A 16283-nucleotide genomic window follows, 5' to 3' on the forward strand; every position below is an offset into this window, starting at 1 on the left:
CAAAACCTAGTATACATGAAATGGGGACCTTTGCAGGTTCCCATTTTTTTATAATCCTTTATTTAAGAATAATTATTTATACCTATATTACATAATACAAGTATTACCTGCTATGGCTATCTTAGAAAAAAAGAAATCAAATTCTAAAACGGGGAAAATTAAAAAGCGAGCTGAATTTGTTCGCTGGTTTGGCCCTTTATTAGATGCACTTCGTGAGCTAGGATATTCTGGCAGGCCACAGGAAGTCTCTAATAAAATAGCCGAAGAGCTAAAACTTGAAGATTCCTTTCTAGATGAAACTCTCAAATCGGGCACTAATAGGTTTCACAACCAAGTGGCCTGGGCGCGGCAATACCTTACTTGGGAAGGCTTGCTAGATTCTTCGGTTAGAGGCACATGGAAACTGACAGAAAAAGGCAAAAACACACATTTAACTTATGAGCAGGCACATGAGCTCTTTTTGAAATGGGTAGAAATAAACCACAGAGCAAGAAAGAATAAAAATAAGGCAGATGTAATTTCTGAGCAGGAAGAGCAGTCGCCCGAAGAAGTTGAAATAAGCGCTGATACTAACTTATTAGAAGTATTACAAAATATTTCTCCTTCTGGATTTGAGCGTGTTTGCAAAGAATTACTACGGGAGCATGGATTTGAAAATGTTGAGGTAAAAGGTGGTTCACATGATGGAGGGATAGATGGCCAAGGGGTTTTAGAGATCAATCCATTTGTTAGCTTCAAAGTACTTTTTCAGTGTAAGCGCTTGAAGGGCTCTGTTTCCAGAGCACAAGTTGGCGACTTCCGGAATGCGATGATAGGGAGAGCCGAAAAAGGAATCATTATGACGACTGGTACTTTTACAACTGAAGCTGTTAAAGAAGCAAACAGAAATGGAGCTCCGCAGATTGAGCTAGTCGACGGGCAAAAGCTTATTAAAATGTTTGAGAAAGTCGAGCTTGGGCTTAAGCCTAAAGTGGTGTATGAAGTAGATTTATCTTACTTTAATAAGTTTAAAGATTAAACCCTAATGAAGGTAATTTATAAAATAACTTACCCTAATGGAAAGATCTATATTGGTAAGGATGTCACAAATACCTTAAATTATTTTGGCAGCGCAAACAGTGAATTAATTGCGAAAGACTTCTCAATGTCTGAACAGAAAGACTTTACTATCAGAAAGGAAGTTATCTGGGAATCCGAAATAGCATCAGATCAGGAAGTAAGTCGGAAAGAGGTTGAACTAATACGTAGGTATAGTTCAAATAACCCATCTATTGGATATAATCAGTGGCCTAAATATATCCCAAAAGCAGATATCCAATTAACAAATATCCATACCCGAAGGCTCGTCCTCATCCCTTTCACCCTCGAAGTCGCCCGCGAAATTTACGCCTTCAACACAGGTATACTGACCCAGATTGGCCTGCAGCCTACCCGCACTTGGCCTGATCAGGAAAGCATGGACACACTGCCGCGCATCATCAAGAGGCTGGAACAACTGCCGGAACCAACCGGCTTTGAGTCGTGGATGATCGTACTGCGGCACAATGCCACGGTGATAGGGGATGCCGGTTTTAAGGGCGGCCCGAACATAGAAGGGATTGTGGACATCGGCTACTCCATCATCGAGCAGGAGCAACAAAAGGGCTACGGACTGGAGACGGCGAGGGCACTGGTGGACTGGGCTTTCTGGCACCCTGAGGTGAAAGCTGTTACAGCAAACTGCCTCCTGGAGAACGCCGCCTCCATCCGGCTGTTGGAAAAACTCGGGATGCTGGAAACTGTGCGGGACGATGAGATGATCTACTGGAAGCTAGCCCGATCAGTGGCCGTTACAAGGTGATCTGTAAAGGCTAATGCCAAGCCAATTCAGCCTCTGTGGTCAGTCGTGCTATACCCTAGGGTTGGAAGTACCCAAGCAGGTACATGGCCAGACCAGCCGCTGCACTGACTGCTATCCACGGGATCATCCCTATTTTGAAGCGGTACATGGCCAATATGGAGACAATGATCCAGCCAAGGCTAAAGTAATCTACCCCCGTTATGCCTCCGCCTTCTCTTAGCACCACAGCTTGACCGAAATAAACTGTCAGATTCAGGATAACGCCCACTACGGCAGCGGTTACAAAGCTCAGTACTGCTTTTATACCTGCATTGCTTTGCGTGCGTTCCACAAGAGGCGCACCCACCAGTATGAACAGGAAACAGGGCAGAAAGGTATAGTAAGTAGTGACCAGGAGTCCGAGGCTGCCCATGAGCAGGGAGCCGGCAAAATGGTTATACCCTGCCATAAAGCCCACAAAGGCCAGCACCATGATCAGAGGGCCTGGTGTAGTTTCGCCCAGCGCCAGTCCATCGATCATCTGGTGACTGCTTAGCCAGTTGAGCTTTTCCACCGCCACCTGCGCCACATAAGGCAATACGGCATAAGCGCCACCGAAAGTGACCAGCGCTGCTTTAGTAAAGAACAGCGACAGGTGGTTCCAGAAGCTGCTGTCCTGCAGCAGGAGGTAAAACAGCAGGAAAGGCGCCAGCCAAAGCAAGGCCGCCATAGCCAGTTGCCTACCAACGCGCTTCCAGCTAAACACCGTGTCGGGCAGCACCGTCGAGGTGTTGATATAGTAGCCCGATTCGTCGGCGGCTTTGTACTCTTCATGACCACGTCGCTGCAGGGCGCCTGGAAATACCTTCAGCATGAGAAAAGCCACCACCATGGCACCCAGAATGATGAGCGGAAAGGGAATGTCCAGGAAAAAGATGAAAATAAAACTCAGCAGCGCCAGCACGTAGTGCAGCCAGCTTACCAATGCTTTCTTTCCTATTTTGAGCAGAGCTAAAGCCACGATAGCCACTACGGCAGGTTTGAGACCATAAAACAGCGCCGCCACCCAAGGTATACTGCCGTAGGTGACATACACCACGCTCAAGGCCAGCAGGATAAAAACCGAAGGCAGCACAAACAGGATACCCGCCGTTAATCCTCCTCTCACACCGTGCAGCAGCCATCCAATATAGGTAGCCAATTGCTGCGCCTCAGGCCCCGGCAGCAGCATGCAGTAGTTCAGCGCATGCAGAAACCTCGAGTCCGACACCCACTTCTTCTGATCGACAATAAAGGCATGCATAATGCCAATCTGACCGGCAGGCCCACCAAAACTGATAAAGCCTAGCTTCAGCCAGAAGAAAAAGGCTTCTTTAAAGCTAGGTTTGCTTACAGTGATCGCTGTGCTGGGGGAGTCTGGCTGCATGGCAGATAGGGTTTATATCATGAAGCCTAAATTACAATAAAAAGATTTGCTCAACCTGCGCCTCTGAGATGAAGCCCTCATCATCCGAACCATTTAGCCATGCAGCATTTAAAAGTCCACCCGGTACAGGTCTTCCATCTGCCGCTGGGTAATAAACCGGGGCATGGCACGGAAGAGCGTGTTGCGCAGCTTACCCAGCAAGGGGTTTCGCCAGTGCGCTACTTCGCCCAATGTTCTGGACAGTTGGATTACTTTGGCGGTTCGGGCTTTCCGCCGCTTTTCGTAGCTTTTTAAGGCTTTAGCCAATATAGGTTCCTGCTTCAGGCACTGAGCCAGCACCACGGCATCTTCTATGGCCTGGCAAGCCCCTTGCCCCATGTTAGGCGTGGTGGCATGGGCAGCATCACCAAGCAGCACGACGCGTCCGTACACAAAATGCTTCAGAGGTTTAAGGTCAGCAATGTCGTTCCAAATCAGTTGGTCCTGCGAGGTGCAAGCCAGTATCGCTTCCACAGGCGAATGCACTTCCTCAAAGTGGCGGGCAAGTTTTTCGGGTGTCATTCGCCGCATTTTCTCGTCGCGCTGCGGGGCATTGATGCAGGCATACCAGTAAATCTTGTCGTCTTGCAGGGGTGCTATACCTACCCTGCCCTGAGGCGCCCAGGTCTCCGCCGAAATCATGTTATTGATCTCCACACCTGGATTGTCAACCACCGCACGCCAGCAGGTATAGCCGGCATAGCGCGGTATGCTGTCGGGCACCAGCTGCTGACGCACCACAGAACTGATGCCGTCGGCGGCGACGAGCAGGTCGGCAGTGGCGTGGCTGCCGTCGGCAAACATGATCTGCACCTGCTCCCCGTTCTGTTCTATTTCTTCGCACCGCTTGCCCAGCACCACAGTACCGGGCGCCAGGTGCTTCAACAGTACTTCGTGCAGGTCGGCGCGGTGTATCACAAAGTTGTTGATGCCATACTTATTGCTCAGCCGGCGGGTATCCATGTTGCTGATCTCACGGCCGTGTTCATCAAAGATCACCAGCGCATCGAGCTGCTTTCCTCTGGCTACCACTTCGTCTACCACGCCCAGCCTTTGCAAACCCTGCATGGCGTTGGCAGCCAGACCCACACCGGCTCCCAGCCCCTTAAACTTGGGTGCAGCCTCGTACACGGTGGTTTCTATACCTGCCTGCTGCAGCGCAAGAGCCGCACAAAGCCCTCCTATTCCGCCTCCTACAATGATGGCTTTCATACTCGTGATGTCTATCTATACCTTATACTGTACTCGCCCTGAAAAAGACAAAAGTCTCTATGACAAAAGAAATCAAACAACCCCATTGCCTACTGTCAGCGGGTCCTTTATCAAAAAAGTTACTTGGCTGAGGCATCGTGGTAGCTTACTTCTTCCGCTACCACCGAGGAGCGACCAAACACCTTTGCCACCCACTTAGGCAGGAAGATAGAGCCGAGCACCAGGTAGGGGTAGTAGGTAATCAGGCGATAGAGCACCACCACGATGTTGCTGAAGCGCCCCAGGAACAGGCCAAAGAAGCTCGGGAAGGCCATCTCCACGATTCCGGCACCTCCCGGTGTAATCGCTACGAGCATCACGATCCAGAAAATAAGGTTGCGGGAAATGATGAGCAGGTGCTCGCTCAGCGTGACGTCGGTGAAAGCTGCAATGAGGCAGTTGAGCAGGAAATAACGGGCGCACCACACAAAAACAGTGGAGATGATAACGCGTGCCCAGTAGTTAAAATTCTTGCCGCGCAGCTGCTCCGATGCCCACACAATTTCGTTACCATGCTGAAAGGCATTGATGCGCCACTTGCGAAACAATCGCCAGCTTGTCAGCCTAAGCAAGATCCATTTGAAGGCTCGCGGGCGCACGAACAGCGCATAGATCATAATAAAGGTATACACCGCAATGAGCGAGTAACTGATGTAGAAGGCCATTTTAAGCGCATTGACATCTGACTCCGCAAGACCAAACGTGGGGAATACCTCGCCCTGCACGAACAGTAAGGCCAGCGGTGCGGCTATGATAAAGAACATGTTATCGAGCACGGCCGTGACCATGACGTAAGCCAGCGACTTGCCCAGCGATATCCCCTCTTTGTTGAGCACAATGGTGGCGATGGTCGTACCGCCGACTACCGATGGCGTAATAGCTGAGGCAAATTCCCAGAGCATGATCACGTCCAGGCTGTTGCGCCAGGAAAGGAACTTGTCGGTGAGGCTGCGGATGCGGTACATGTAGCCCAGGTCGCGGATCACGAGCACGAGCAATGCCGCGGCCAGCCACCACCAGTTGGCCTCAGCTATACCTTTCAGCTCGCTCAGCTTATCATCTTTGATGAAAAGCCATGCCGTGGCACCCAAACCCAGCAGCACCGGGATCAGTATTTTGATCGGACTGAAATTCTTAAGTATGGTCTTCTTGTTCTGGTCCATGCAGGCTATCGTAACCAAGTTAGTTGGCGCGCGTGCTTAACAGCTGACGTGCAAAACTACTTAACTATTCGGCAACTCGGGGGAAACGGTTCGGCTTTTTCAGGTATTTCGGCAATTGCTACTCCAGTATTAGCTGTGTTACCTGCGCTGCCTGCCCTTCGGCTTTGGTAATCACGAAGTCGTTAAAACCCTCACCTACCTCAATGCCGATCAGGTTGAGCTGCAACATGTCGAGTATAGCCAGGAAGTTGAAGATCATGCCGATCTTGTCGGGAAAGGCCGAAATGATCTCTGAAAAGGCAATCTGGTTTTTCTCCTCGAGCACGCGGCTGATGTACTCCCGCTGATCCTCTATGGTATAAGGATAGGTGAGCACGGTATGCTTTGGCCGGTTCTGCTCCTCCTCGAAGCGGTGCATCACCTTGTCGAACACCCGCATAAGTTTGTAAAGGCTCAGGTCCTGCAACTCATATTCGAAGTGGTTGGCATTGGCGATCTGCTGCAGCTCTTCATGCACGTTGCCACGGTTTTCCTGCGCCAGGCGGGTATCTTCCATCTGACCCAGGTCGCCGAGCACGGCCTTGTACTTTCTGTATTCCAACAGGTGCTGCACGAGTTCTTGGCGCGGGTCAATCTCGTTGCCTTCCTCGTCTTTTTCGGTGCGTGGCAGCAGCATTTTGGCCTTAATGCGCATGAGCGTGGCCGCCGTGAGAATAAAGTCGCTGGCCACCTCAATGTTCAGCTGCTCGAGCTGGCGCAGGTAGCCCATAAACTCGTTGGTAATCTGAAAGATGGGAATATCGTGGATATCCAGCTCGTCACGCTCAATAAAGAAGAGCAACAGGTCGAACGGCCCCTCAAACAACGGTAATTTTATTTCGAAACTCACTTCTCTGGCCTTTGGTTAATGCGCTGATCGCAGCAGATGGACAAAAATACTAATTTATTCGGATGAAATAGCAGCGCGATGGCTTCGTTATAGACGCTGTACCAACACGATTTCGAACAAAATAAGCTCACAACTGTATAAGTGTAGCATTATCAAGTGGAGTGCAGGCCTTTAAGTTCCGCAACACGCTTCATTCATTGACAATCAAACGCTTACCCCTTTTACACCATACATCGCCGCAGGCCGCCCACACAGGATAGGGAGGAGAAAAAGCAGCTTGTGTTCTGATTTTTGCTAACTTTACGTTTTGTCTGGCATACTGTATTTTGCGTGAAGCAAACTTTTGCCGGAAAAATTTGTTGGAAGTCTATAATAAAGACATTTCTATGATCATCAAACCAGGAGATCTCCTTGCCTCCATCAACTCGCCTGCCGATCTGCGCAAACTTAAGCCAGAGCAGCTGTTGCAGGTAAGCCAGGAGTTAAGGCAATATATTATCGATGTGGTATCGATCCACGGCGGTCATTTTGGGGCCAGCCTTGGGGTGGTGGAATTAACGACGGCACTGCACTATGTTTTTCAGACGCCCTACGATCAACTGGTTTGGGATGTGGGCCACCAGGCTTACGGACACAAGATCCTGACCGGCCGCCGCGATAACTTCCACACGAACCGCAAATACGGTGGACTCTCCGGTTTCCCGAAACGCAAAGAAAGTGAATACGATACCTTTGGCGTAGGCCACTCGAGCACCTCCATTTCGGCGGCGCTGGGTATGGCCGTGGCCTCCCAATATAAAAAAGAAGAGGACCGTCACCACATTGCCGTGATCGGTGATGGCGCCATGACAGGCGGTATGGCCTTTGAGGCTCTCAACCACGGCGGCGCAACCAACGCCAACCTGCTCGTCGTGCTCAACGACAACTGCATGAGCATCGACCCGAACGTGGGTGCTCTGAAAGAATATTTAACCGACATTACCACCTCCCGCACTTACAACAAGCTGCGCGATGAGCTGTGGAACGTGCTTGGCAAGATCAGCAAATTCGGTCCGAACGCACAGCACATTGCTTCTAAAGTAGAGAGCGGTATCAAAGCCACTTTGTCGAAGCAGAGCAACCTGTTCGAAGGCCTCAACTTCCGTTATTTCGGCCCGATTGACGGGCACGACATCAACCACCTGGTGTCGGTGATGGAAGACCTGAAGCGCATACCGGGTCCGAAAATCCTGCACGTGCTTACGACCAAAGGCAAAGGCTTTGCCCTGGCCGAGAAAGACCAGACTAAATGGCACGCGCCAGGCCTGTTCGATAAGATAACCGGGGAGATCTATAAAAAGCACTACGACACACCACAGCCGCCGAAGTACCAGGATGTTTTCGGACATACCATCGTGGAGCTGGCTGAGAAGAACGAGAAGATCATGGGGGTAACACCTGCCATGCCATCTGGCTGCTCGCTCAACATCATGATGAAGGCCATGCCCGACCGTGCCTTTGACGTAGGTATAGCCGAACAGCACGCGGTAACTTTCTCCGCTGGCCTGGCCACGCAGGGTATGGTTCCGTTCTGCAACATCTACAGTACGTTCATGCAGCGCGGCTACGACCAGGTGGTGCACGATGTGTGCCTCCAGAACCTGCACGTGGTGTTCTGCCTCGACCGAGCCGGTTTTGCCGGTGCCGACGGCCCAACCCACCACGGTGCCTACGACATTGCCTACATGCGCTGCATCCCGAACATGGTAGTAGCTGCCCCGATGAACGAGCAGGAACTGCGCAACATGATGTATACTGCCTCGCAGGAAGGCGCCGGACCATTCACGATCCGCTACCCGCGCGGCGAAGGCGTTATGCCGAACTGGCGCACCCCACTCGAGCTGCAGCAGATCGGCAAAGGCCGTACGATTCAGGAAGGTGAAGAAGTAGCCATCCTGACATTCGGCCACATCGGCAACTACGCTGTGGATGTTTGCCAGAAACTGAGCTACGACGGCATCAACCCGGGCCACTACGACATGCGTTATTGCAAGCCGCTGGACGAAGAGTTGCTGCACCACATTTTCAGCAAGTACAGCAAAGTGATTACTGTAGAAGACGGCTGCCTGCAAGGCGGTTTCGGTAGCGCAGTGCTCGAGTTCATGGTCGACAACGGCTATACCTCCCAGGTGAAACGCCTCGGTATACCTGACCAAATCTTCGAGCACGGTTCCCAACTGGAGCTGCACCGCGACGCTGGCTTCGACCCGACTGCCATTGAGAACACCGTAAGAGAGATGATCGGTGTAACGTCGAAAGTTTCGGTTTAAGATTAAGGTAAACCATTTGTAAGAAACATAAAAAAACCTCCGCAGTTCGTGATGAGCTGCGGAGGTTTTTGTTTGTCTGAATCTTTACACAAAGCCCTATGCCATTGATTTGCAGTATTTTAGAATCTACAGGATTAATTTAGGAGAACAATCGGTATTGAGAGCCCTGTAAATCCTGATTCAGACATTTAGCTATCTTTACAAACCAACACCTAAATACTACACAGACTATGACAAAACACACTACTTATACCGACCACGGCGCTGGCGATACACTCGTATTCCTGCACGGCTTCTGCGAAAGCACCGATGTTTGGGCTGAATTTACCAAGCCGTTGCAGCAGAAATTCAGGACCATTGCGCTAGACCTGCCTGGCTTCGGCAACAACACCCAAGGTATAGCCGACTACAGTATGGAAAGTATGGCGGACTATGTGAAGGCAAAGCTGGAAGAACTCAACGTGAAGAAGTGCATCCTGGTGGGCCACTCCATGGGGGGCTATGTGAGCATGGCGTTCGCCGAAAGGTATAGTCACATGCTCAGCGGCCTCTGCCTCTTCCATTCTTCCGCCCTCCCCGACACCGACGAAAAGAAGGACAACCGTAACAAGACCATCGAGTTTGTGGAGAAGCACGGTGTGGAGAAGTTCATGCAATCCTTCATTGAGCCCCTCTTCTACAGCGAGAACCGCGATCGACTACAAAAGCAAATCGCTATGATGAAAGAGATTGGCACCAATACACCTAAGGAAAGCGTAACGGGTGGCCTGGCCGCCATGCGCGACCGACAGGATAGAACCGATGTGCTGACCGCAGCTAAATTCCCTTTGCTGTTCATCTTTGGCAAAGAGGACGGTGCCGTACCACTTGACAAAGCGCTGGAGCAATGCCACCTCCCCGACAACAGCATGGTCTACTTCCTCGGCAAAACCGGCCACATGGGCATGTTCGAGCGCACCTACGAAACGCGGAAGGCGCTGGAGAAATTCGCCGAAACGATTTATGGGTGATTTAACCTTAGCGCCAACAAGATATTTGCTCCCAACTATTGTGTTCTCGCAATTTGCGGGCACGTCGCTTTGGTTTGCCGGCAATGCGGTGCTGCCCGAGCTACAGGCTTCGTTGCAGTTGCAGGATGGGGCGCTGGCTATGCTCACCTCGGCGGTGCAGTTGGGGTTCATAGCGGGCACACTGGTTTTCGCGTTCCTTTCGCTAGCCGATCGGGTGTCGGCTCGTTTACTGTTTATGCTATGTGCTTTGCTGGGTGCTGTAGCCAATGCGTTGGTGGCATTTGCAGCCAAAGATCTGTACGCAGTGCTGCTGTTCCGGGCCCTCACAGGCTTTCTTCTGGCGGGCATCTACCCGGTAGGCATGAAAATAGCCGCTAGCTGGTATAGCACCGGCTTGGGAAAAGCCATTGGCTACCTGGTTGGGGCACTGGTACTGGGTACTGCCTTTCCGCACCTGATCCGGGCATTGGGTGCTACGCTTCCGTGGCAGCACGTGATGTTCGCAGTTAGTGTGCTGGCTGCGGTTGGCGGGGTGCTCCTATACCTGTTGGTGCCCGATGGCCCATACCTGAAAAAGGGCGTTACCTTCAAAATGGGGAATATGCTGCTGGCTTTCCGTGACCTTGGTTTCCGATCGGCCGCTTTTGGCTACTTTGGGCACATGTGGGAACTGTATACCTTATGGGCTTTCACGCCGCTGGTCCTGGCCCTGGCATTGCCTCAACTCACTCCTGGCGAAGTATCGGCTTATAGCTTTGCTGTGATTGCGGCCGGGGCGGTAGGGTGTATCGGGGGCGGCTATTTATCGCAGGTATGGGGAAGCGCACGCGTTGCGTTTGTGCAGCTCCTGCTGTCTGGACTGTGTTGCCTGCTATCGCTCATCGTGTTTCAGGTCAATGCACCACAGCTGCTTATACCTTTCCTGCTTTTCTGGGGCGTGGTAGTAGCTGGTGACTCCCCGCAGTTTTCGGCTTTAACTGCCCAAACAGCCCCTCCGCAACTGGTGGGCACAGCGCTTACTGTGGTGGTAGCCATCGGATTTGCCATTACCGTGGTCAGCATACAACTCACCGGTTTCCTGTTATCGCAGTTTGAGCTACACCATACGTTGGCGCTGCTGGCCATCGGCCCCGCCCTTGGTTTGCTGGCACTGCGCCGTTTGGTGTAATTTCTGTAGCGTTCTGTTCCAGCTATACCTGTTTTTTGAGCATATAGCTGCTAAATTTCAAGGCAACAAAAAAGCCGACCCAAATATAGGTCGGCTTTTTTGGTCAAAACGGCTTAAAGTATGGCCTTTATTCTACCTCCATCTCCATTTTAGAACCGTCGGCTGCCACCAGGTCCATCTCTTTGTCGGTCAGTTTTTCTACCGTAAAGTTTTGCGACTCATTTGCGCCTTCAAATGTAAGCGATAAACGTCTGCCTGCCTGATCGTAAGTCCAGGTGCCTGTCTGTAGTGAGCCACCGCCGCCCATGGCAAACCGACCATCGGAATAGAACTGCATCGTTTCTTTTTTCTCCTCTGAGGTCAGTTTATCCTTATCGCCGGAGGCTGTTGTTTCTTTGGCGGCTTTCCAGGTCTTGCTGCTGCCCCCAGAGATCATGTTGGCATTGCCGGCGTTGTCCTTGTCTCCGCCGCAGCTTGTCATAAAGGCCATCAGCACGAAGGCCATTACAAACGTAAAGTAGGCTTTCGCCTGTTTCAGATTCGTGTTCATTTTATTCATAGTTTAATGGTTATCACTTGCACTTACTTACCAAAAGAGGCGTGCATAGAGTACGGTTAAAACTTTTTTAAAGTTGATAAAAACCATGTAATCCGGCAGGGATAAAGCGCACCACAACTATGCGCCCCGTTTGGCGTATTTATTTAAGCAGCTGCGCTTTTGCGGCTGTGCCAGAAATTATTTACTGACATCAAAAAATTTGAAATATGGGATTGCGTGATTTTTTCAAGAAGGGAGAAAAGGAACCCGTAAAGGCTCCAAACCCAACCAACCGCCAACCAGGCGACAGCACTTTTTTTAACCAGCAGGCACCGCAGCAACCAGCGGCTCAGCCAGCAGCGGGGGGGCAAGACACCTATACCGTGAAGAGCGGCGATTCGCTCTCCAAGATTGCCAAGCACTACTACGGCGATGCCAATGCCTGGAAAAAGATCTATGAAGCCAACAAAGCCACAATCGGAAACAACCCTGACCTGATCAAACCAGGCCAGCAGTTTGTGATTCCGAAGCAGTAGGTTGAATAACACAAAACAGGGAGAGCCGGCTAGTGATAGCCGGCTCTCCCTGTTTTGGAGGTATACGGTCAGGTACGCTTTAAAAGCGTCCTCCCCCAAATTGCCAGTTACCGCCGCCAGGCAAGTTTTCTTCCCGCTCGGCCATAAAGGCACGGCCTTTCATGCGGATAGGCAGTGTCATCACTATATCCACTGGTTTCCCGTTTCGGGTGCCGGGTTGCCAATCAGGCATTTTGTTGAGCATCTTGATCACCGCTTCATCCAGTGCCGGGTCTAAGCTTTTGATAATGGAAGGATTTTTCACTTTGCCCTGTGCGTCCACGGTGTAAATGGCAACTACTACTCCCTGCAGATTCAGATTGGCCAGGTGATTCGGCAACTTCAGGTATGTGTTGAGGTGGCTCTGTAGCCCTTTCTTAAACACGGGTAGCACAAGGGGTATCCCAAACTCCAGCGTATCGATGCCACCAGTTGCGAACGGTTGCATGATTTTATAATAGTGCTTGGCAGTGGCTTTTACTTTTTTATCAAGCTCCACTTTCTCGACTTGGCAGTTGAACACATCGGCTACAACTGGGTAGTTTTTTTCGTAGTAGGCAGGGTCCGGGCGCCACCACGTTGGATTTTGCGCGTGCTCCTTTTCGGGCTCCGGCTCCACCGGCAGTTTGTTCCCGAATGTATATTTCGACTTAACTTTGCCATTGTCGTACACTACACCACCGCGGGGCAATCCCTCCTCACCAAAAAACTGTCGCACAACAGGATCACCGCCCTCAGGCCCATAGGTCCATTCACCAGCTTGATAACCATCCTTATAGGTCCCTGTCTTTACCATGCGCGCACCGCTCTCATCCAGCGTAATGGCAATATAGATGCCGTTACCGTCCCGCACAGTCTGCTCGCCCTCATGGTTCCAGAAGCTCAACACCCGCTTGGAGTAGCCATCATACTCTGCCACCATCAACGGTTTCCCATCCGGCCACCAGAACTCCCATGTTCCTGTCAGCTTGAATCCGTCGTACTTTCCTTTGCAGTCGAGTTGCCCGTTGGGGTAGTAGAAGGTCCAGGTCGCCCACATCTTTCCGTCCTGGTAGTGGCCTTTCGCTTTTACCGTGCCGTCGGCGTAATAGTCGGTTACTGTATAGTTGAAGGGTGGATACTTTAGGTCCCTCAGGTTTCGGAGCGAATCCGGGAAGTAGGCCAGGCGCCTGTATACGGCGGCCTCCGACTTCGTTACCTCCCACTTGGCATTGTAAGGTATAACAATTGGTTGGTAGGTAGCGGGGTCGGTGTTTTGCGCAAAGGAGGCCTGCACAAACGAACAGGCAATGATAAAAAGTAAAAAGTGCTTCATAGAAAGGGAGATGGAATCCTGAAATAAAAAAGCCCACCAAACTCAGGAGTCCGGCGGGCCTTTCTAATCAATAAGTAGTCTTTTAGCGCTTAGAAACGCTCGTCGGCAGCGAAGAAGAAGTCACCTTCGATCTGGGCGTTCTCGTCAGAGTCAGAGCCGTGCACGGCGTTTGCCTCGATAGACTTGGCGTATACCTTACGGATCGTGCCTTCCTCAGCCTGTGCCGGGTTGGTAGCGCCGATCAGTTTGCGGAAATCCTCCACAGCGTTGTCTTTCTCCAGAATCATGGCTACGATCGGGCCAGAAGACATGTATTTTACCAGGTCACCGTAGAAAGGACGCTCTTTGTGCACTTCGTAAAACTTACCGGCACGCTCCTCAGTCAGTCTTGTCTTCTTCATCGCCACGATGCGGAAGCCGCCTTCCTCAATCATTTTAGTAATGCCGCCAATGTGGTTCTCAGCCACTGCATCCGGCTTAATCATGGTAAATGTGATGTTTCCAGCCATGTCTATTCTGTTAATGTGTATATGTTTCGTTTAGAAGCTGCAAAATTAGCGCATTTAGCTTAATTATAGCAGCACTTGCGCCATACTTTCTGCAAATATTTATGCCGGTTCGCTTCTGGCTATACCTGCTACCTATACCTGCACCATCGCTTCAGACCGCCTTGAAGCGTCTTAAAACGCTATTTTATTGCATTAGAAGTTATTTCTTCAGAAATTCGCGCCTTATATCCCTATTAATCAGCGGATTTATAGCAAGCTTTATGCATGACATTAATGCTCTCAAAGAGCTCCTGAGAGAACCTAAAGAGGTGATGATCACCACACATCACAAACCGGACGCCGATGCGTTGGGTTCGTCACTGGGTCTGGCCGGCTACCTCAAAAAGCTTGGGCACCGGGTTACGGTGATCACGCCTTCTGACTACCCGAGCTTTCTGACCTGGATGGAGGGCAATGATGATGTGCTCATTTACTCTGAGAAAAACGACGCCCTCGTACGCCGTATCATCGAAGAGTCGCAGATGATCTTCTGCCTCGACTTCTCCAACCTGTCCCGTATCAACGAGATGGGCGAATACATCCGCAATGCCAAGGGCACCAAGGTGCTGATCGACCACCACCTGCAGCCCGAAGACTTTGCCGACCTCGACTACTCCAACCCGCAGGCCGCCGCAACCGCCGAACTGGTATACGATTTGATCAAGGCCCTCGGCGACGGCGACCTGATTGACACAGGTATAGGCGAGTGCCTCTATGCCGGCATTATGACCGACACCGGTTCTTTCCGCCATCCAAGCACCTCCAAAAATGTGCACCTGATCATTGCCGACCTGCTGCACATTGGTGTGAACACCTCCAACATTCACCGTCTGATCTACGACAGTTCCACGGAATTGCGCCTGCGCTTTCTGGGTTATGCCCTGAAAGACAAACTGGTGGTGCTCCCGGAGTACAGAACAGCTTATATTGCCATTACGGCTGATGAGCTTAAGGCCTACGACTCCAAAACAGGTGATACCGAGGGGCTGGTGAACTTTGCGCTTTCCATTGAGGGCATTGTTTTTGCCGCCGTGATCATCGACCGCGTGCAGGCCGTGAAAATGTCATTCCGCTCGGTGGGTAATTTCTCTGTGAACGAGTTCGCCCGCGCCAACTTTAACGGCGGCGGACACAAAAACGCAGCCGGCGGCATGTCGCTCGACACGCTGGACAATACCGTAGCCAAATTCGAAGGCCTGCTGCCTGCTTACAAAGAGCAGTTACAGGCATCTTGTTAAGTAACAAACACTTTATCCAACCTATAACCCATGCTATTTAAATCAAAGTTCTTATTGCCGGTGCTAGCCGGTGCCATGTTGCTGCAGTCTTGCGGCGATAAAAACAAAAGCGACGAATTTTATACCACGCCAGACGGCCTGGCTTATAAAATATATGAGCAAAAAGATGGTGAGTATGTGAACCGTGGCGAGATCGATGCCAACGACTCCACAGGCGCCCGTCTTGGCCAGGTGATCACGATGCACATGTCATACCGCACCGCCGACGACTCTTTGCTGTTCGACTCGCGCCAGCAGGGCCAGCCGGTGATGCTTCCGGTAATGGAGCCAACCTTCAAAGGCAGTCTTGAGAACGCCCTAACCATGATGCGTGCTGGTGACAGCGGCGTGTTCAAGATCAGTGTAGACTCACTTTTCGCCAACACATTCAACCAGCCGATGCCTCCATTCATCAAGCCGGGTACGCATTTCACGTTCTTCCTGAAAGCCGAAAAGGTGCAGTCTGAGCAGGAAGCCGTAGCTGATCAGCAGAAGATGTTTGAGGAGCAGATGCTGGCCCAGCAGGAGCGCGCCAAAGAGCAGATCAAGATTGATGATGCCAAAATTCAGGAGTATATCAAAGAAAAAGGCCTGAAGAACGTGCAGAAAACCGACGCTGGTGTGTACTATGTGATAACAGAAGCTGGCAAAGGCCCGAAAGCCAAAGCTGGTGATAACGTATCGGTGCATTACAAGCTGTCTTTCCTGGACGGCAAAGAACTGGAGTCTTCTTACGACAATCCGATGAGCGGTGGCCAGCCTTTCTCTTTCCCGCTTGGCCAGGGCCAGGTAATTCAGGGTTGGGACGATGGCATTGCCCAGCTGAACAAAGGCAGCAAGGCGATCCTGCTTATACCTTCTACACTGGCCTACGGCGAGCAGGCACGTGGCGAGCAAATGCCAGCCAACTCGATCCTGCGCTTCGACGTGGAGCTTGTTGACATCAAAAACTAATT

General features: G+C 51.2%; 15 protein-coding genes. 8 read left to right on the forward strand and 7 right to left on the reverse strand.

The window, feature by feature from the left end; translation table 11 throughout:
* The first annotated feature begins 112 nt into the window (after positions 1-112).
* On the forward strand, positions 113-1018 hold the full coding sequence (locus BD749_RS09565; protein WP_101444145.1) for a restriction endonuclease: 906 nt from the start codon (positions 113-115) through the stop codon (positions 1016-1018).
* A gap of 126 nt (positions 1019-1144) precedes the next feature.
* Positions 1145-1840, forward strand: a complete 696-nt coding sequence (locus BD749_RS09575; RefSeq protein ID WP_245868977.1) for a GNAT family N-acetyltransferase — start codon at positions 1145-1147, stop codon at positions 1838-1840.
* 55 nt (positions 1841-1895) lie between these two features.
* Here BD749_RS09575 and chrA read toward each other — a convergent pair whose 3' ends face one another.
* From chrA to BD749_RS09595, 4 genes are all read right to left on the reverse strand, one after another.
* Positions 1896-3245 (reverse strand): chromate efflux transporter, encoded by a 1350-nt coding sequence (gene chrA, locus BD749_RS09580; RefSeq protein WP_101444146.1) that lies wholly within the window; start codon positions 3243-3245, stop codon positions 1896-1898.
* Positions 3246-3353: 108 nt separating this feature from the next.
* Entirely contained in the window at positions 3354-4496 is a 1143-nt protein-coding gene (locus BD749_RS09585; RefSeq protein ID WP_101444147.1) for an FAD-dependent monooxygenase, read from the reverse strand.
* A 119-nt stretch (positions 4497-4615) separates the two neighbouring features.
* A complete protein-coding gene (locus tag BD749_RS09590; RefSeq protein WP_101444148.1) occupies positions 4616-5698 on the reverse strand; it encodes a lysylphosphatidylglycerol synthase transmembrane domain-containing protein in 1083 nt (360 codons plus the stop codon).
* Between the two features lie 118 nt (positions 5699-5816).
* Positions 5817-6587, reverse strand: coding sequence for a segregation and condensation protein A (locus BD749_RS09595; protein ID WP_245868980.1), 771 nt, complete (start codon positions 6585-6587; stop codon positions 5817-5819).
* 386 nt (positions 6588-6973) lie between these two features.
* Here BD749_RS09595 and dxs point away from each other — a divergent pair, with 386 nt between their 5' ends.
* The 3 genes from dxs (at position 6974) to BD749_RS09610 (ending at position 11074) form a co-directional block, all read left to right on the forward strand.
* Entirely contained in the window at positions 6974-8896 is a 1923-nt protein-coding gene (gene dxs / locus BD749_RS09600; RefSeq protein WP_101444150.1) for a 1-deoxy-D-xylulose-5-phosphate synthase, read from the forward strand.
* Positions 8897-9126: 230 nt separating this feature from the next.
* Positions 9127-9906, forward strand: coding sequence for an alpha/beta fold hydrolase (locus BD749_RS09605; RefSeq protein ID WP_101444151.1), 780 nt, complete (start codon positions 9127-9129; stop codon positions 9904-9906).
* Positions 9907-9931: 25 nt separating this feature from the next.
* Complete coding sequence (locus BD749_RS09610; protein WP_245868984.1) at positions 9932-11074, forward strand: MFS transporter; 1143 nt, start codon at positions 9932-9934, stop codon at positions 11072-11074.
* 127 nt (positions 11075-11201) lie between these two features.
* Here BD749_RS09610 and BD749_RS09615 read toward each other — a convergent pair whose 3' ends face one another.
* Positions 11202-11633 carry a lipocalin family protein gene (locus BD749_RS09615; RefSeq protein WP_101444153.1) on the reverse strand — a complete coding sequence of 144 codons (432 nt, stop codon included), beginning with the start codon at positions 11631-11633 and terminating at the stop codon, positions 11202-11204.
* Between the two features lie 206 nt (positions 11634-11839).
* Between BD749_RS09615 and BD749_RS09620 the strand changes: the two genes are divergently transcribed.
* Positions 11840-12148 carry a LysM peptidoglycan-binding domain-containing protein gene (locus tag BD749_RS09620; RefSeq protein ID WP_101444154.1) on the forward strand — a complete coding sequence of 103 codons (309 nt, stop codon included), beginning with the start codon at positions 11840-11842 and terminating at the stop codon, positions 12146-12148.
* 79 nt (positions 12149-12227) lie between these two features.
* On the opposite strand, the gene BD749_RS09625 is transcribed toward BD749_RS09620, so the two are convergent.
* Positions 12228-13502: an energy transducer TonB gene (locus tag BD749_RS09625; protein WP_101444155.1), complete on the reverse strand. Its 1275-nt coding sequence runs from the start codon at positions 13500-13502 to the stop codon at positions 12228-12230.
* An 89-nt stretch (positions 13503-13591) separates the two neighbouring features.
* The gene (locus BD749_RS09630; RefSeq protein ID WP_101444156.1) at positions 13592-14011 is read right to left on the reverse strand and encodes a nucleoside-diphosphate kinase; all 420 of its coding nucleotides are present in this window, start codon (positions 14009-14011) and stop codon (positions 13592-13594) included.
* A 260-nt stretch (positions 14012-14271) separates the two neighbouring features.
* Between BD749_RS09630 and BD749_RS09635 the strand changes: the two genes are divergently transcribed.
* Positions 14272-15288 (forward strand): DHH family phosphoesterase, encoded by a 1017-nt coding sequence (locus tag BD749_RS09635; protein ID WP_101444157.1) that lies wholly within the window; start codon positions 14272-14274, stop codon positions 15286-15288.
* Positions 15289-15318: 30 nt separating this feature from the next.
* Positions 15319-16281 carry an FKBP-type peptidyl-prolyl cis-trans isomerase gene (locus tag BD749_RS09640; RefSeq protein WP_101444158.1) on the forward strand — a complete coding sequence of 321 codons (963 nt, stop codon included), beginning with the start codon at positions 15319-15321 and terminating at the stop codon, positions 16279-16281.
* Positions 16282-16283 lie beyond the last annotated feature (2 nt).

This window comes from Pontibacter ramchanderi (assembly GCF_002846395.1).
Lineage (GTDB): Bacteria > Bacteroidota > Bacteroidia > Cytophagales > Hymenobacteraceae > Pontibacter > Pontibacter ramchanderi.